This window comes from Microbacterium forte, from assembly GCF_031885415.1.
In the GTDB taxonomy this organism is placed as follows: Bacteria; Actinomycetota; Actinomycetes; order Actinomycetales; family Microbacteriaceae; genus Microbacterium; species Microbacterium forte.
The window spans coordinates 1040276-1057250 of the sequence record NZ_CP116871.1 but is presented as its reverse complement, the minus strand read 5'-3'; the positions used below and the strand labels follow the sequence as shown (position 1 = coordinate 1057250).

The 16975-nt window shown below is 69.1% G+C and carries 13 protein-coding genes; 8 read left to right on the top strand and 5 right to left on the bottom strand.

Annotated features, from left to right (window positions below):
• Positions 1-47: 47 nt before the first annotated feature.
• Positions 48-3731, bottom strand: coding sequence for a multifunctional oxoglutarate decarboxylase/oxoglutarate dehydrogenase thiamine pyrophosphate-binding subunit/dihydrolipoyllysine-residue succinyltransferase subunit (locus OB895_RS05265; protein ID WP_079112599.1), 3684 nt, complete (start codon positions 3729-3731; stop codon positions 48-50).
• A gap of 159 nt (positions 3732-3890) precedes the next feature.
• On the opposite strand from OB895_RS05265, the gene guaB1 reads away from it, so the two are divergent.
• The 3 genes from guaB1 to OB895_RS05250 all read left to right on the top strand — a co-directional run bounded on the left by guaB1 (position 3891) and on the right by OB895_RS05250 (position 7834).
• Positions 3891-5345, top strand: a complete 1455-nt coding sequence (gene guaB1, locus OB895_RS05260; protein ID WP_079112600.1) for a GMP reductase — start codon at positions 3891-3893, stop codon at positions 5343-5345.
• Between the two features lie 114 nt (positions 5346-5459).
• Positions 5460-6776: a hemolysin family protein gene (locus OB895_RS05255; protein WP_311879378.1), complete on the top strand. Its 1317-nt coding sequence runs from the start codon at positions 5460-5462 to the stop codon at positions 6774-6776.
• On the top strand, positions 6773-7834 hold the full coding sequence (locus OB895_RS05250; RefSeq protein WP_042541907.1) for a hemolysin family protein: 1062 nt from the start codon (positions 6773-6775) through the stop codon (positions 7832-7834). The genes OB895_RS05255 and OB895_RS05250 overlap by 4 nt, the downstream gene beginning before the upstream one ends.
• 63 nt (positions 7835-7897) lie before the next feature.
• Here OB895_RS05250 and OB895_RS05245 read toward each other — a convergent pair whose 3' ends face one another.
• Positions 7898-8965: an NADH:flavin oxidoreductase/NADH oxidase gene (locus OB895_RS05245; protein ID WP_079112601.1), complete on the bottom strand. Its 1068-nt coding sequence runs from the start codon at positions 8963-8965 to the stop codon at positions 7898-7900.
• Positions 8966-9021: 56 nt separating this feature from the next.
• Here OB895_RS05245 and OB895_RS05240 point away from each other — a divergent pair, with 56 nt between their 5' ends.
• The 5 genes from OB895_RS05240 to OB895_RS05220 are packed head-to-tail and all read left to right on the top strand — an operon-like array spanning position 9022 to position 13297.
• Positions 9022-9858 (top strand): NAD(P)H-hydrate dehydratase, encoded by an 837-nt coding sequence (locus tag OB895_RS05240; protein WP_079112602.1) that lies wholly within the window; start codon positions 9022-9024, stop codon positions 9856-9858.
• Complete coding sequence (locus tag OB895_RS05235) at positions 9855-11093, top strand: hypothetical protein (protein ID WP_228385682.1); 1239 nt, start codon at positions 9855-9857, stop codon at positions 11091-11093. Before OB895_RS05240 ends, OB895_RS05235 begins: the two co-directional genes overlap by 4 nt.
• A 4-nt stretch (positions 11094-11097) precedes the next feature.
• Positions 11098-11430: a thiamine-binding protein gene (locus tag OB895_RS05230; RefSeq protein WP_042541904.1), complete on the top strand. Its 333-nt coding sequence runs from the start codon at positions 11098-11100 to the stop codon at positions 11428-11430.
• 9 nt (positions 11431-11439) lie between these two features.
• Entirely contained in the window at positions 11440-12660 is a 1221-nt protein-coding gene (locus tag OB895_RS05225) for an MFS transporter (RefSeq protein WP_079112603.1), read from the top strand.
• Positions 12661-12688: 28 nt separating this feature from the next.
• On the top strand, positions 12689-13297 hold the full coding sequence (locus OB895_RS05220) for an NUDIX hydrolase (protein WP_042541902.1): 609 nt from the start codon (positions 12689-12691) through the stop codon (positions 13295-13297).
• On the opposite strand, the gene metX is transcribed toward OB895_RS05220, so the two are convergent.
• The 3 genes from metX to OB895_RS05205 all read right to left on the bottom strand — a co-directional run bounded on the left by metX (position 13294) and on the right by OB895_RS05205 (position 16966).
• A complete protein-coding gene (gene metX / locus OB895_RS05215) occupies positions 13294-14502 on the bottom strand; it encodes a homoserine O-acetyltransferase MetX (RefSeq protein WP_079112604.1) in 1209 nt (402 codons plus the stop codon). The genes OB895_RS05220 and metX overlap by 4 nt on opposite strands.
• An 84-nt stretch (positions 14503-14586) precedes the next feature.
• Positions 14587-15549 carry an endonuclease/exonuclease/phosphatase family protein gene (locus OB895_RS05210; RefSeq protein ID WP_079112605.1) on the bottom strand — a complete coding sequence of 321 codons (963 nt, stop codon included), beginning with the start codon at positions 15547-15549 and terminating at the stop codon, positions 14587-14589.
• 94 nt (positions 15550-15643) lie between these two features.
• A complete protein-coding gene (locus OB895_RS05205) occupies positions 15644-16966 on the bottom strand; it encodes a bifunctional o-acetylhomoserine/o-acetylserine sulfhydrylase (RefSeq protein ID WP_042541900.1) in 1323 nt (440 codons plus the stop codon).
• Positions 16967-16975 lie beyond the last annotated feature (9 nt).

Here is a 16975-nt window from a genome sequence, read left to right as displayed (position 1 = left end):
GGCTCACGGCATCGCCGTGAGCCCCTCTCCGTTTTCTCCGACAGCCGTCAGCTGATGGTGAGGGCGTCTCGCAGGAGCTTCGCCTGTTCGGCCGCGTGCACCTTCGACGAGCCGGTCGCCGGCGATGCCGACGCGGGACGCGACACCGGGCGGAAGCTGCGGTCACCGGGCACATCGGCGAATGCGAGAGCAAGGAACGGCCATGCCCCCTGGTTCTCCGGCTCTTCCTGCACCCACACCAGCTCGGCGTTCGGGTAGGAGTCGGTGATGGCCTTCAGGCCGTCGATCGGCGTCGGGTACAGCTGCTCGAGCCTGACCAGCGCGATCTCGGGGTTCGGGTTCTTGTCGAGCTCGGCCTTGAGATCCCAGTGGACCTTGCCCGAGTGCACGAGCACGCGCTTCACCGCGTTGCGGTCGAGACCGCGGTTGTCGTCGAGCACGGGCTCGAAGCGGCCCTGGGTGAAGGCCTCGACAGGGCTCGTCGCACCTCGCAGGCGCAGCATGGCCTTCGGGGTGAAGACGATGAGCGGCTTGCGCGGACGGGCGTAGGCCTGACGGCGCAGCAGGTGGAAGTACGACGCGGGCGTCGAGGGGCGCGAGACGATCATGTTGTCCTGCGCGCACATCTGCAGGAAGCGCTCGATGCGCGACGACGAGTGGTCCGGTCCCTGGCCCTCGTAGCCGTGGGGGAGGAGCAGGGTGACGCTGGACTGCTGTCCCCACTTTTGCTCGGCCGCCGAGATGTACTCGTCGATGACCGACTGGGCGCCGTTCACGAAGTCGCCGAACTGGGCTTCCCACAGCACGAGTGCCTCTGGAGCCTCGACCGAGTAGCCGTACTCGAAGCCGAGCGCGGCGTACTCGCTCAGGAGCGAGTCGTAGACGAAGAAGCGCCCCTGGGACTCTGACAGGTTCGACAGCGGCAGCCACTCCTGGCCGTTCGCGCGGTCGTGCAGTGTCGCGTGACGCTGCACGAACGTGCCGCGCCGCGAGTCCTGCCCCGCGAGCCGCACGGGCGTGCCCTCGACGAGGAGCGAACCGAAGGCGAGCAGCTCGCCGAAGCCCCAGTCGATGTTGCCGTTGCGGCTCATGTCGAGACGCTTCTCGAGCTGCTGCTGGAGCTTCGGGTGAACGGTGAAGCCCTCGGGCTTGTTCACGAACGCGTCGCCGATGAGCTGGATGACCTCGTTCGAGACTCCGGTGATCTCGGGGGCGCCGACCTGCTCGTCAGCCGGAGGCAGGTCCTGAGCGACCGGGTTGGCGCCGGTCTCTGCCGCGTGGGTCTCGGCGAACGCGATCTCCAGACGGTTCTGGAAGTCCGCCTTGGCCTCGTCGTACTCCTCTTCGGTGATGTCGCCGCGACCGACGAGCGATTCGGTGTAGAGCTTGCGCACCGATCGCTTCGCCTGGATCAGGTCGGTCATCAGCGGCTGCGTCATCGAGGGGTCGTCTCCCTCGTTGTGCCCGCGGCGTCGGTAGCAGACGAGGTCGATGACGACGTCGCGGTGGAACCGCTCGCGGTACTCGAAAGCGAGCTGCGCGACGTGGATGACGGCTTCGGGGTCGTCGCCGTTCACATGGAACACCGGCGCCTGGATCGTCTTCGCGACATCCGTCGAATACACCGAGCTGCGCGAATCGTTGGGGAGGGTGGTGAAGCCGACCTGGTTGTTGACGACGACGTGGATCGTGCCGCCGGTGCGGTATCCGCGCAGCTGAGACATCTGCAGAGTCTCGACGACCACACCTTGCCCGGCGAACGCCGCGTCGCCGTGCACCAGGATCGGCAGCCAGGCGAACGTGCCGATCGGCTTGCGGTCCTGCTTGGCGCGGACGATGCCCTCGAGGACGCCGTCGACGGTCTCGAGGTGAGACGGGTTCGCGGCGAGGTAGACGGGGAGCTCGGATCCGTCGTCGGCGACGAAGGTGCCCTCGGTGCCGAGGTGGTACTTCACATCGCCGGAGCCGCGCTGGTTGCCGGGGGTCTGCGTGCCCTCGAACTCCTGGAACACGTGGCCGTAGGTCTTGCCCGCGATGTTGGTCAGCACGTTCAGACGGCCGCGGTGCGCCATGCCGATCGCGGCGCCCTCGAGGCCGGAGGTGGCCGCACCCTGGAGGATCTCGTCGAGCAGCGGGACGAGCGACTCGCCGCCCTCGAGCGAGAATCGCTTCTGCCCGACGAACTTGGTCTGCAGGAAGGTCTCGAAGGCCTCGGCCTCGTTGAGCTTGCGGAGGACCCGCAGCTGCTCGTCATGGCCGGGCTTCTGGTACTTGACCTCGACCTTCTCCTGGAACCAGCGACGCTGCTCCGGGTCCTGGATGTGCATGTACTCGATGCCGAGCGTGCGGCAGTACGAGTCGCGCAGGACGCCGAGGATGTCACGGAGCTTCGCGACCCGTCGGCCGCCGAACCCGCCGGTGACGAACTCGCGGTCGAGGTCCCAGAAGGTGAGGCCGTGGCTCTCGATCTCGAGGTCGGGGTGCGAGCGCTGGACGTACTCGAGCGGGTCGATGTCGGCCATCAGGTGTCCGCGCACCCGGAACGAGTTGATGAGCTCCTGCACGCGGGACTGCTTGTCGACGCGCTCGGCGAGGTCGACCGCGATGTCGGGGTTCCAGCGGATCGGCGAGTACGGGATGCGGAGAGCAGCGAAGATGTCGTCGTAGAAGCCGCGCTGCCCGATCAGCAGCTCGTGCACCTTCTTGAGGAACTCGCCGGAGCCGGCGCCCTGGATGACGCGGTGGTCGTACGTGCTCGTCAGCGTGATGGTCTTGCCGATCGCGAGCTCGTTGAGCGTCTTCTCGCTCGCTCCCTGGAACTCCGCCGGGTACTCGAGCGCACCGGCGCCGATGATGCATCCCTGCCCCTTCATGAGGCGGGGGACGGAGTGCACGGTGCCGATGCCGCCGGGGTTGGTCAGCGACACGGTCGTGCCCTGGAAGTCTGCGGCCGTCAGCTTGTTGTTGCGCGCGCGCGTAACGAGGTCCTCGTATGCGACGAGGTACTCGCTGAACGTCAACGTGTCGGCGCGCTTGATGCTGGGGACCATGAGTGCGCGCGTGCCGTCCGGCTTCGGCAGGTCGATCGCGATGCCGAGGTTGACGTGCGCCGGTGCCACGACCGAGGGCTTGCCGTCGATCTCGGCGTAGAAGACGTTCTGGCTGCGGAACTCGTCGAGCGTGCGGATGAGCGCCCAGCCGATGAGGTGGGTGAAGCTGATCTTGCCGCCGCGGGTGCGCGCCATGTGGTTGTTGATGACGATGCGGTTGTCGATCATCAGCTTCGCGGGCACCGTGCGGACGCTGGTCGCGGTGGGGACGGTCAGGGACTCGTCCATGTTCGCGGCGAGGGTCTTGGGCAGACCGCGGAGCGGCGTGACCTTGTCTTCCTCGACGGGATCTGCCGACTCCGGTGCCTCGGCCTTCGCCGCGGGCTTCGGGGCCTGCGCCGGAATCGGCGCCGCGGCGGCAGGCTTGGTCGTGGTCCGCGCCACGGGCTGTGCGCCGATGACGGGGATGGGGGCTGTCACCGGATGCGCGGGCTGCTCGGCAGCGGGTGCAGGAGCCGCGGTGCCGGTCGCGGCATCCGACTGGTACTTCTCGAGGATGGGCCACCACTCCTTGTCGACGGAGTCGCGGTTCACCTTGTACTGCTCGTAGAGCTCTTCCACGAGCCAGGAATTGGCTCCGAACCCCCCGTCGCCCCCGACGCCGGTCACCTGGTTCGACACGCTCGATCGCCCTCTTTCATCGCTGAAGTCCACGTATGCACAGCAGGACGCGTGATGCGTCCGGGCCCGCACACTCTCGACTTCCAAGCCTAACGTGTTTCCTCGCGCATTCGTCGAAGGCATGCGCCCTCGACGCCGCTATCTGAGTACCGTGGGGGTATGGAGTTCTCCGGTGAGTCACCCACAGTCGATCTGACCTATTCCGACGTGTTCCTCGTGCCGCGACGATCCGCCGTCACCAGCCGTCTGCAGGTCGATCTGGCCCCGCAGGACGGCACCCCGGCCACCCTGCCGATCGTGGCCTCGAACATGAACTCCGTGACCGGCCCCCGGCTCGCGGCGGTGCTCGCGCGGCGTGGCGGACTCGGAGTGCTCCCTCAGGACATGCCGTTGCAAGGTCTCGATGCGGCGATCCGCGACGTCAAGGCGCAGCCGGTGCTGTGGGACACGCCGATCGTGCTGCCTCCCGAGGCATCGGTGTCGGACGCACTCCGGCTGATGCCTGCCACCGCAGGTCACGGCATCGTCGTGGCCACGGGCGGAGCTCCGTACGATGCCGAGCGTATTCTCGGTGTCCTGCCGGCGACGCGGCTGGCCACTGCGCTCCCGGATGCACAGCTGGGCGATCTGGTGCACGCCGGCACGCCGTCTCTCGACGCGGATGACATCGGATCAGAGCGTCATGCCTTCGACGTGATCACCGACGCGGGCGTCGACATGGTCACGATCACGCACCACGGGCACCTCGTCGGAACGCTCAGCGCGCGCAGTGCCCTGCGGTCGACGCTGTATCGCCCGGCGACGGACGGCGACGGCCGCCTCGCCGTCGCGGCGGCGGTGGGCATCAACGGAGACGTCGCGTCCAAGGCGAAGGCCCTCGCCGACGCCGGCGTCGATGTGCTCGTGGTCGACACGGCGCACGGACACCAGGAGGGGATGCTGCGCGCGCTGAGCGCCGTCGCCGCACTGAATCTCGGCATCCCGATCGTGGCCGGCAACATCGTCACCGCCGACGGCGTCAAGGACCTCGTCGAGGCCGGCGCCTCCATCCTCAAGGTCGGCGTGGGGCCGGGCGCGATGTGCACGACGCGCATGATGACGGCCGTCGGCCGCCCGCAGTTCTCCGCTGTGCTCGAGACCGCCCAGGCCGCCCGGGAGCTCGGCGCTCACGTCTGGGCGGACGGGGGAGTGCGGTATCCGCGCGACGTGGCGCTCGCGCTCGCCGCGGGCGCCGCGTCCGTGATGGTCGGCTCCTGGTTCGCGGGAACGATCGAGGCGCCGGGCGAGCTGCAGAGCGACGCCGAGGGCGACATCTACAAGGAATCCTGGGGCATGGCCTCCACCAAGGCGGTGCAGGCTCGGTTCGGCCGTCTCGATGCGTATGAGCGTGCCCGCAAGGAGCTGTTCGCAGAGGGGATCTCGTCCTCGAAGATCTACCTCGACCCGCTGCGCCCAGGACTCGAGGACCTGCTCGACATGATCACATCGGGCGTGCGCTCGTCGTTCACCTATGCCGGGGCATCGTCGGTGCCCGAGTTCCACGAACGGGCGCTCGTCGGGCTGCAGTCCGCCGCAGGATACGAAGAGGGCAAGGCCCTCCCGGTCAGCTGGTAGTCGTCCGCGCTCCGACCCACTGCGATCCCGTAGAATCGTGGACACCATGGACGACCCTCCCAGTTGTAGTACATCGCCCCATTGCCTGCCTCCCCGTCTCGGGAGGAACGACTGATGGACTACATCCTCTTGGGCGTGGGGCTTCTGCTCACCGTGGGCACCGGGCTGTTCGTCGCGAGCGAGTTCGCCCTGGTCACTCTCGACCGCGCCGATCTCGAGGCCCGTCAGTCCCGCGGCGAATCCCGCCTGTCGCTGACCATCAGCGCCCTCAAGCACACCTCGACCCATCTGTCGTCCGCTCAGCTGGGCATCACCCTGACGACGCTCCTGACCGGGTACACGATGGAGCCGGCGCTCTCCAACCTCCTCGGCCCGACCCTCGTCGCATGGAGCATCCCTGAGGCGGCCGTCGGTCCGATCGCGACGATCGTCGCCATGCTGGTCGCCACCGTGCTGTCGATGATCCTCGGGGAGCTGGTGCCCAAGAACTTCGCCCTGGCGCTGCCGCTCGCGACCGCGAAGCTCGTCATGCCGTTCCAGGTCGCGTTCACGACCGTCTTCAAGCCGGCCGTCGTGGTGCTCAACGGCAGTGCGAACGGGGTCCTGCGGAGCATGGGCATAGAGCCGAAGGAAGAGCTGTCCGGTGCGCGCAGCGCCGAGGAGCTCTCTTCTCTCGTGCGTCGCTCGGCGAGTGCCGGACTGCTCGAAGCCGACACCGCGAGCCTGCTCGATCGGACGCTGACGTTCTCCCGCCTGACGGCCGCCGACGTGATGACGGCTCGTCCGAGCATGCACGCCCTCGCGGTCGGCGACTCGGCCGACGACGTCATCCAGCTCGCCCGTCGCACGGGACACAGCCGCTTCCCCGTGTACGACGACGACCTCGACGACATCACGGGTGTCGTGCACCTGAAGGCCGCGATCTCCGTCCCGCGTGATCGACGAGGCGAGGTGCCGGTCGGCGCGCTCTCGACCGATCCGCTCCGTGTCCCGGAGACGGTGCACGTCGACGCGCTCATCTCCGAGCTCAGAGCCCGCGGATACCAGCTGGCCGTCGTGGTCGACGAGTACGGCGGCACCGCCGGTCTCGTCACGCTGGAGGACCTGGTGGAGGAGCTCGTGGGCGAGGTCTCGGACGAGCACGACCGCACGCGCGCCGGAGTCGTCCGCGGGCGAGACGGCATCACCTTCCCCGGAGAGCTGCGGCCGGACGAGTTGCGACGCAGAGCGGGAGTGGAGGTTCCGGAGGGTGACGTGTACGACACCGTGGCCGGCTACGTCATGAGCGTCCTCGAGCGCGTGCCGTCGGTGGGTGACGAGGTCGACCTCGACACGGGCAAGCTCCAGGTGGTCCGCATGGACGGTCGTCGTGTCGACCGCATCCGCTACGTCCCGAATCAGGATCTTCCCGCAGAGGTGGTCGGACGATGAACGACTGGGGAGGACTGGCCTGGCTGGTCGTGCTGCTCGTGGCGAACGCGTTCTTCGTCGGCGCCGAGTTCGCGGTGATCTCCGCGCGCCGGTCGCAGATCGAGCCCAAGGCCGACCGCGGGTCGCGCGCCGCCAAGACCGCGCTCTTCGCGATGGAGCACGCGACGCTCATGCTCGCGACCTCGCAGCTGGGCATCACGATCTGCTCGCTGCTGATCCTGAACGTCTCCGAACCCGCGATCCATCACCTGCTCGCCGTGCCGCTGCACGCGCTCGGCTGGTCGGACGGCGTCGTCGATGCCGTGTCGTTCGCGATCGCTCTGCTGATCGTGTCGTTCCTGCACGTGGTGTTCGGCGAGATGGTGCCGAAGAACCTCGCGTTCTCGGTGCCGGAGCGCGCGGTGCTCATCCTTGCGCCGCCCCTCGTGATGGTGTCGAAGATCTTCATGCCGGTGATCTGGCTGCTGAACGCGGCGGCCAACGGCGTGCTCCGGCTGTTCCGGGTCGAGCCGAAGAACGAGGCCGCATCGACGTTCACGCTCGACGAGGTCGCGACGATCGTCGATCAGTCCCGGCGAGAGGGCGTGCTCACCGACACGGCGGGCACTGTGGCGGCAGCCGTGGAGTTCACCGACAAGAAGGCTCGCGATGTGGCTGTTCCGCTCAGCGATCTCGTGACGCTTCCGCAGTCGGCGACTCCGGATGACGTCGAGAAGGCCGTCGCCCGCTACGGGTTCTCCCGCTACGTGATCGTCGACGACGAGGGAACCCCTGTCGGATACGTCCACCTCAAGGACATCCTGCGGGCGTCCGATGGACCCGGCGCTGCCGAGAAGCTGGTCGAGCCGCTGCCCTCGAAGCGCATCAACCATATGGTCCCGGTGCAGGAGGACACCGATCTGGAGGACGCTCTCGCCGTGATGCGCCGAGCAGGGCGTCACCTGGCGAAGGTGCGGGACTCCCAGGGGCGCACGACTGCCGTGCTCTTCCTCGAGGACATCCTCGAGGAGCTCGTGGGCGAGGTGCAGGACGCGACCCGTCGCATCCGCGGTCACTGACCCGCGGTCACCGAGAAGCCCCCGAGTCCATGCGGACCCGGGGGCTTCTGTGCGGGGTGGCGATCAGCGCCAGCGCGCCCGCTCGTACTGCGGCGGCCAGGTGATCTCGGCGCCGAGCTCATGGGCGGCCCTGAGCGCGAAGTGCGGGTCGCGCAGCCACTCGCGACCCGCGAAGATCGCATCGGCCGCACCGTCGGCGAGCACCTGCTCGGCCTGTTCGGCGGCGGTGATCAGTCCGACCGCCGACACGGGGATGCGTCCGCCCTGGCGCACGTTCTCGGCCAGCGGCACCTGGTATCCGGGGAACACGCTGATCTGCTGGTGCGCCACGAGCCCGCCGCTGGAGACATCGATGAGGTCGGCTCCGTGCTCGGTCGCCCAGCCGCTCACGATCGCCGCCTCGTCGGGGGTGAATCCGCCCTCGGCATGATCGGTCGCCGAGATGCGCACGAAGACGGGCACCCCGTCTCCGGCGACCTCGCGGATCGCGCCCACCACCCGGAGGAGCAGTCGAGCGCGGTTCTCGAGAGAGCCGCCGTACTCGTCGTCTCGCAGATTCGAGAGCGGAGAGAGGAACTGGTGCAGCAGGTATCCGTGCGCACCGTGCACCTCGAGCACGTCGAAGCCGGCGTCGAGGGCACGGCGGGTCGCGCTCGCGAACCCTTCGACGACGGCGTCGATGCCGTCCTGGTCGAGCGCCGCAGGCTCCGCGAAGCCATCGAAGGCGATGTCGGAGGGCGCGGTGGTCGTCCATCCGCCGTCCGCCGCCGGTACCGATCCGCGCGCGTCGGCCCAGGGCCACCAGGTCGACGCCTTGCGGCCGGCGTGCGCGAGCTGGATGCCCGCGACCGCGCCACGTGCATGGATCGCCTCGACGACCGGCACCCACGCGTCGCGCTGCTCGTCGTTCCAGAGGCCGGCATCCCGTGGTGAGATGCGGCCCTCGGGGACGACGGCTGTCGCCTCGGCGACGATCAGACCGGCTCCGCCGGAGGCGAACTGGGCGAGGTGGGTGTGGTGCCATTCCTGGACGACGCCGTCGATCGCGCTGTACATGCACATGGGAGACACCCAGAGCCGGTTGCGGAACGTGACGGAACGGATGCTCAGCGGGGAGAAGAGAATGCTCACCCCTCGACGCTACCGGCCGGGTGGGGCGGTGCGGGCCGCCGCACTAACGTGGAGTCATGCCCGACGCACGTGACTGGTCCCGCGAAGACACCGCACGCTTCCTGCGCGTGCCAGGCGCGGATGACGACAAGTACTCCCGGGGCGTCGTCGGCCTGCGCACCGGATCGTCCGCCTATCCGGGTGCCGCGGTGCTCGGTGTCGAGGCGGCGTGGCGCGCCGGGGCGGGCTTCGTGCGCTACGTCGGCGACGGCCGAGCCGCGGATGCCGTGATCGCACGACGCCCCGAGACCGTGGTCAGCCCGAGCATCGCGGGTGCACGCGTCGGCGCCTGGGTGATCGGATCAGGGACGGATGCCGCGAGCAGGAGCCCCGAGACGGAGCGCGAGCTGCGCGACCTGCTCGACGGGCAGGTGCCGGTGGTCGTCGACGCGGGGGCGCTCGACCTGGCGCGAGGGAGTCGTGCCCCGCGCGTGCTGACGCCGCACGGCCGTGAGTTCGAGCGCCTGCAGGATCAGCTCGGATACGGCACCCGTGACGACCGCGCCGACGCCGTCGCCCGGGTGGCGCACGACCTCGGCACCGTCGTGCTGCTCAAGGGCGCACAGACGCTGATCGCGGATTCGGACGGACTGCTGATCCGGGTGGAGGCGGGCACCGGCTGGCTTGCGACTGCGGGCACCGGTGATGTCCTGGGCGGCGTGCTCGGGGCGCTCCTCGCCGCGAACGCCGACGCACCGCTGGCTGAGGTCGCAGCCGCGGCCGCGTGGTTGCATGGTCATGCCGGTGTCCTCGCGGCTGGTACGGGCGCGGATGGCCGCGCGACGGGACATCCGATCGTGGCGCTCGATGTCGCAGAGGCGCTGCCTCGCGCATTCTCGGACGTCGTCGCGTGAGTCGCACCGTCTCGATGCGTCTCGTCACGCTGTGGAGCGCGTTCGGACTCGTGCACCTCTTCACGGCGGTCGCCGGCTGGCTGTATCCGAGCCAGCCGATGGGCGACGTGGTGCTCGTGTACGAACCGTGGTCGTCGGCGGCGCTGTCGGGCGGGGCCATCGTCGGAGTCACCGAGACGTGGGTCTATCCGCAGCTCGCGCTCGTGCCCATGCTGCTCGCGAAGATCCTGTCGACACCGCTCATCGCGGTGATGGGGGCCTCCGGGGCGTATCTGATCGCGTGGGCGGTGCTCGTCACGGTGCTCGATGCGATCGCCTTCGCGGTGCTCGTCGGGCGTTCGCCGTCGCAGCCTCGGCGGATGGCCGCCTGGTTCTGGATCACCGCCCTGCTTCTGCTGGGACCGATCGCGATGTACCGCATCGACGCGATCACGGTGCCGCTCGCGGTGATCGGCGGACTCTGGCTGGTTCGCCGCCCCGCTGCCGCGGCAGCGCTGCTGGCGATCGGCGCCTGGATCAAGATCTGGCCGGGCGCGCTGCTGGTCGCAGCCGTCGTGGCAGCCCGAAGCCGGATGCGCGTTCTGCTCACCGCCGCAGCCGTATCGGCAGCCGTCGTCGTCGTTCTGGTCGCCTTCGGAGCCGATGCCGAGATCTTCGGATTCCTGACAGAGCAGACCGGCCGCGGTCTGCAGATCGAGGCAGTGGCCGCGACCCCGTTCCTGTGGCTCGCGATCGCCGGGGCCGCCCGCATCGAGTACAGCTTCGACATCCTGACCTTCCAGATCAGCGCGCAGGGCGCGGATGCCGTGAGTGCTGTGCTCACACCCCTGATGGCTGTCTTCGTCGTCCTGATCACCGTCATCGGCGCGCTGAAGGCATCACGCGGGGCATCCTTCGCACGGCTGTTCCCTCCGCTCGCGTTGAGTCTCGTGACGACCCTGATCGTCGCGAACAAGGTCGGCTCTCCGCAGTTCCAGACGTGGCTGATCGCTCCGGCCGTCCTCTGGCTCGTTCTCGACCGCACGCGAGCGGCCGCGCCTGCGCTGCTCGTGCTCGCGCTGTGCGCGCTCACCTGCCTGATCTATCCGCTGAGCTACGACGCGCTGCTGCGTGCAGAGACGCTGCCCGTCGCCATCCTGACTCTGCGCAACATCGTGCTCGTCGTGCTCCTCGCCGTCGGCATCCGCGCCCTCGTCCGCGTGCCCGCCCATCGTTCGTCCACCACCCGGGAGTGAAACCATGCTGATCGCCTTCTCCGTCGCACCGAGCGGCGTCCCCTCCGACGGCGCCGAGCGCTCCGACGCGTCGGTCCACGATGCGGTCGCCGCCGCCGTCCGCGTCGTTCGGGAGTCGGGCCTGCCGCACCGCACGACCAGCATGTTCACCGAGATCGAGGGCCCGGACTGGGACTCGGTGATGGATGTCGTCAAGCGCGCCACCGAAGCCGTGATGCCCTTCGGCTCGCGGGTGTCGCTCGTGCTCAAGGCCGATATCCGCCCCGGCTACACCGGAGAGCTCGACGCGAAGATCGAGCGGCTCGAGGCGGCGATCGACGACGCGGACACCCCGTAGACTCGACGGGTGAATCCCTCGACTGAATCGAGGGGTGCGGCGAAGTGGGCGCTCCTCTCCCTCGCCATAGGCAGCTTCGGCATCGGCATGACCGAATTCGTCGTCATGGGCCTGCTGCCCAACATCGCCGACGAGCTGCTGCCCACGCTGTGGGCCTCCAGCCCTGAAGACGCGCTGAGCCAGGCAGGGTGGCTGATCTCGCTCTACGCGCTCGGCGTGGTCGTCGGTGCTCCGACGATCGCCGGGTTCGTCGCCCGCTACCCCCGGCACCGGGTCATGATCGGCCTGGCGCTGGCGCTGACCGTGTTCAACGCGCTCACGGTGTTCCTGCCGACCTTCGAACTCGTGGGTGCGTCTCGGTTCCTCGCCGGTCTGCCGCACGGTGCCTACTTCGGCATCGGCGCCCTGGTCGCGGCGGACGTCATGGGGCCGGGCAACCGCGCCAAGGGCGTCGCCTTCATCCTCACAGGTCTGACCGTGGCGAACGTGGTGGGAGTGCCGCTGGGAACCTTCCTCGGTCAGCTCTGGGGATGGCGGGCGGCCTTCGCGGTCGTGACGCTCGTCTTCGCCCTGGCGACGGTGTGCATCGCGTTCTTCGTGCCCGCACATCCCGGCTCGCCCGGGCGGACCATGCGCGAGGAGCTCGGCGTCTTCCGCATTCCCCAGGTCTGGTTCACCCTCGGTGTCGGCGCGATCGGCTTCGGCGGCTTCTTCGCGGTCTACAGCTACATCGCGCCGCTGGTGACCGAGGTGGCCGGCTCGCCCGAGTGGGCGGTGCCGATCGTGTTGGTGCTGATGGGGCTCGGGATGACAGCGGGCAACCTCGTCGGCGGACATCTCGCGGACATCGACCTGCGACGCACGCTGCTCTTCGGACTTGCCGCGATGGCTGTGGTCTTCGCCCTCCTCGCCGTGCTCGCATTCTGGATCGTCACCCTCGCGCTGCTCGTGTTCGTGGTCGGCTTCGTGTCTTCGGTGCTGAGCCCGACGATCCAGACCCGGCTGATGGATGTCGCCGGAGACAACCAGTCGATCGCCGCCGCGATGAACCACTCTGCGCTGAACATCGGCAACAGCCTCGGCGCATTCCTCGGCGGCGTGGTGATCGCCGCCGGATGGCGCTTCGTCGCGCCGTCCTGGACGGGTGCGGCGCTCGCGGTCGCCGGCCTCCTGATCGCCCTGCTGTCGTATCGCTCAGAGGCGCGCAGACCGGTGCTCACGGCGGCGTGAGCGGTGCTCCGCCTCGTAGAGTGAGGCTGTGACCGACCTCGACGATCTGCCCGTCGCCGGGACAGCCGTGCTGCTGCGTCCGACGCCCGAGGGCTTCGCCGTGCTGCTGATGCGTCGGCCCGATCGCGGCTCGTTCGCGGGGGCCTGGGTGTTCCCCGGCGGCAAGGTGGAGCCGTCCGACCGCCGAGAGGGGGCGGATGAGAGTGACGATGCGCGCAGGGCGGCGGTTCGCGAGACAGCCGAGGAGGTCGGCCTGATCATCAGCGATCCCGTGCTGCTGTCGCGCTGGCATCCGCCGGTCGAGGCGCCCATTCGCATCCGGACCTGGTTCTTCCTGGCCTCAGCGCCTGACGACGAACCGCGGTTCTCGGTCGACGAAGTCGTCGACGTGGTGTGGCTGAGCCCGGCAGAAGCCCTGTCGCGACACGCGACGGGGGAGTGGACGCTCTTCCCTCCGACCTGGGTCACCCTGCACCAGCTCGGCCGATTCTCCTCGGTCGATGCTGTGCTCGCCTCCGGAGGGGTGGCGCAGCATTTCTCGACCCGTGTGGTCGAGACGCCGCAGGGCAGGGACTTCGAGTGGGACGGTGTGCGGCTGCGCACCGGTTCGCTGCCGTGGACGATCGACGAGAGCTAGCTCGCGAGCAGCCGTCGGAGATTGCTGCCGACCGCCTCTGTCTCGATGAGGAATCCATCGTGACCGAAGTCGCTGGTCAGCACCACCGCTTCGGGGCCGTCGAGGGTGTTCGGGATGCTGCGGGCGATGCGGTGCTGGCCATCGACGGGGAAGAGCCGGTCGCTGTCGATCCCCAGCACGAGTGTCGTGGCGGTCACGGCGCGCAGCGCCTCTTCGACGCCACCGCGGTCACGGCCGACGTCGTGCGAGTTCATGGCCTCGACGAGGGTGATGTAGCTGTTCGCGTCGAAACGGCGGGTGAACTTGTTGCCGTGGAAGTCGAGGTACGACTCGACGGCGAAGCGACCGCCGTGACCGAGAGGAGACACCCCGGACTGCCACGAACGCTGGAACCGCTGGTTGAGCTCGATCGGGCTGCGGTAGTTCAGCAGCGCCATGCGTCGGGCGAGCGCCAGGCCGCGGTGCGGACCGTCGCCGTCGGCCAGGTCGTAGTACTCGCCGCCTTGGAACCTCGGGTCCATGCGGATGGTCTCGAGCTGCACCGTGTTCAGGGCGATCTGATCGGCAGTGGTGACGGGCGGGGAGGAGAGCACTGCGAGGCGGGCGACGCGCTCAGGGTGCGTGACGGCCCATTCGAGGGCGTGCATCCCGCCCATGGATCCGCCGATCACGGCGGCCCAGGTGTCGATCCCGAGGGAATCTGCGAGGCGCACCTGGGCTGCGACCTGGTCGCGGATGGTCAGATAGGGGAAGCGGGAGGCCCACTCGTATCCGGAGGGCGCGATGCTGGCGGGTCCCGTGGAGCCCTGGCAGCCGCCGAGCATGTTCGGCGCGATGACGAACCACCGGTCGGTGTCGAGCGGCCCCCCGGGCCCGGTCACGTCCTCCCACCAGCCTGCGGTCGGGTGCCCCGCTCCGGCGCCGCCGCGCACGTGGCTGTCGCCGGTGAGCGCGTGGAGCACCAGGATCGCGTTGTCGCGGGCGTCGTTCAGCTCGCCCCACGTCTCGAACGCGAGACGGATGCCGGGGAGCTCAGCGCCGCTCTCTGTCGCGAAGGCGCCGAACGAGGCGAAGCTGCGTCCGCCCGCCGGGTCTCCGTCGCGCCACGCGCCGGTCGCCGGTGGTCGTGCGCGAAGCAGACGCACGTCGGCCTCCGTCACGGGCGCCGAGGGCACCGTGTCTTCAGAGGTCGTCTGCCAGTCCATGCTCCCATTCTCGCCTGGCACGCGACTCGTCGGACGCACGTTACGCACCCGGGTGTGCCGCCGGCGGATCCGCCATGCGCGGCCTCAGAGGCCGAGCGTCGTCACGGTCGCCAGGTGGTCGCTGCTGCCGGCCCGCATCGTCGTGGAGCCGAGCACGGCCAGGCCGCGCACGAAGACGTGGTCGATCCTGGCGAGCGGCAGAGCGGCAGGCCAGGTGAACCCGAGGGTGCCGTCGGTCGGTCGGACCCAGTCGAGCTGCGACCGCGCGGCAGCCAGGGCCGGGTCGGCGGAGGCGGCGTTGAAGTCGCCCACGACGACGATCGACTCGGCGCTGTCTGCAGCGACGGCATCGGCGATGCCGGACAGCATCGCGTCTCGGTCGTCCTGCACTCCTGGCCGCACGGAGGCCGCATGCATGACGTACACGGCGACGTCCGCATCCGGCGCGCTCACCACCACGCGCAGCGCGCGTTTCCAGTCAAGACCGAGCGACAGCGCCTGAGCGTCGGCGATGGGGAGGCGGCTCCAGACCGCGACCGTGCCGATCGCGTAGGAGTGCGGGTAGTCGGCGGCGAGCGTGTCACGGGCGGCGGCGAGGCTGTCGGCGTCGAGCTCCGTCAGCGCGATGACGTCGGCACCGGAGGCGGCGAGGTCTGCTGCGGATTCCGCTGCGCCGCCGGAGTGCGCGCGCACGTTCTGGCTGACGATCTCGACGGTGGACGTCCCGTCGGGGGCACCCGATGCGAAACCTGGGGTGGAGGGGGCGATCGCCAGCACCCAGACGAGGATGGGCACGAGCAGCACCAGGATGACGCGGCGGGCGCGGATCAGTGCGATCGCCGACAGGACTCCGAGCGCGAGGCCGCACCAGGGAAGGAGCGCGGCGGCCGCGGTTCCCACGACTCCGGGGATCCAGACGCCCACGATCATGATCAGCACCACGAGACCTGTGACGGCGATGACGCGCCCCGCGCGCGCGTTCGAGCGTCGGTGTGTCGGTGAATTCGTCGTGGCGGTGATCGTGGGCTCCTCGGGCAGGCTTCCCATTGTCGACGGAGCTGTCTGTGCACGGGCCGTGCATGCCCCGAACGAGCAGATGCCCCGAGCCGAAGCCCAGGGCACCTGCAGTGTCGACGGAGGGTCAGGCCCGAGCGGCCTCCGACACACGGCGAGCCGCGCCGAGCGCCTCGTCGAGGTCGGCCTTGAGGTCGTCGATGTTCTCGATGCCGACCGACAGGCGCACGAGGCCGGGCGTGACGCCGGCGGTGAGCTGCTGCTCGGGAGTGAGCTGTGCGTGCGTGGTCGACGCCGGGTGGATCACGAGCGAGCGCACGTCGCCGATGTTCGCGAGGTGGCTGAAGAGCGACAGGCTGTTCACGAACTCGCGACCGGCCTCGACGCCGCCCTTGAGCTCGAAGGACAGCACCGCTCCGACGCCTTTGGGGGCGTAGTGGTTCGCCTTGGCATACCAGGGGGAAGAGGGCAGGCCCGAGTAGTTGACCGACGCGACGTCGTCGCGGCCGTCGAGCCACTCGGCGATCTCCTGGGCGTTCTGCACGTGGCGCTCGATGCGCAGCGAGAGGGTCTCGATGCCCTGGATGAGGTTCCAGGCGCTCTGCGGTGCGATGGCCGAGCCGAGGTCGCGGAGCAGCTGCACGCGGGCCTTGATGATGTAGGCGAGCGGGTCGCCGACGGCAGCGGTGTAGCTGGCGCCGTGGTACGAGGGGTCGGGCACGGTGAGCCCGGGGAACTTCTCGACGTTCTTCGACCACTCGAAGGTGCCGCCGTCGATGATCGCGCCGCCGATGGTGGTGCCGTGGCCGCCGAGGAACTTCGTCACGGAGTGCACGACGATGTCGGCGCCGTGCTCGAACGGGCGGATCAGGTACGGGGTCGCGATCGTGTTGTCCACGATCAGCGGCACGCCGCCCTCGTGCGCCACGTCTGCGACGGTGCGGATGTCGAGGATGTTGATCTGCGGGTTGCCGATGGTCTCCGCGAAGAACAGCTTGGTGTTCGGGCGGATGGCGCGGCGCCACTCCTCGGGGTCGTCCTGGTTCTCGACGAACGTGACCTCGATGCCGAGCTTCGCGAGCGTGTACTTGAACAGGTTGTAGGTGCCGCCGTAGATCGAGCTCGACGACACGATGTGGTCGCCGGCTTCGGCGATGTTGAGCACGGCGAACGTCGATGCAGCCTGACCGCTGGCGAGGACGAGGGCGCCGGTGCCCCCCTCGAGTGCCGCGAGGCGCTGCTCCAGGACGTCCTGGGTCGGGTTCTGGATGCGGGTGTAGATGTTGCCGAACTCGGCCAGAGCGAACAGGTTCGCCGCGTGGTCGGCACTGTCGAACACGTAGGACGTGGTCTGGTAGATGGGCGTTGCGCGGGCCTTGGTCACCGGGTCGGGAGCGGCTCCGGAGTGGATCTGCTTCGTCTCGAAACGCCAGGTCTCGGGTGCGGACATGTGTTCCCC

Coding starts and splice junctions, on each gene's coding strand:
- guaB1 (WP_079112600.1), top strand. CDS start 3,891: ATGGAGTTCTCCGGTGAGTCACCCACAGTCGATCTGACCTATTCCGAC.
- OB895_RS05255 (WP_311879378.1), top strand. CDS start 5,460: ATGGACTACATCCTCTTGGGCGTGGGGCTTCTGCTCACCGTGGGCACC.
- OB895_RS05250 (WP_042541907.1), top strand. CDS start 6,773: ATGAACGACTGGGGAGGACTGGCCTGGCTGGTCGTGCTGCTCGTGGCG.
- OB895_RS05240 (WP_079112602.1), top strand. CDS start 9,022: ATGCCCGACGCACGTGACTGGTCCCGCGAAGACACCGCACGCTTCCTG.
- OB895_RS05230 (WP_042541904.1), top strand. CDS start 11,098: ATGCTGATCGCCTTCTCCGTCGCACCGAGCGGCGTCCCCTCCGACGGC.
- metX (WP_079112604.1), bottom strand. CDS start 14,502: ATGGACTGGCAGACGACCTCTGAAGACACGGTGCCCTCGGCGCCCGTG.
- OB895_RS05210 (WP_079112605.1), bottom strand. CDS start 15,549: ATGGGAAGCCTGCCCGAGGAGCCCACGATCACCGCCACGACGAATTCA.
- OB895_RS05205 (WP_042541900.1), bottom strand. CDS start 16,966: ATGTCCGCACCCGAGACCTGGCGTTTCGAGACGAAGCAGATCCACTCC.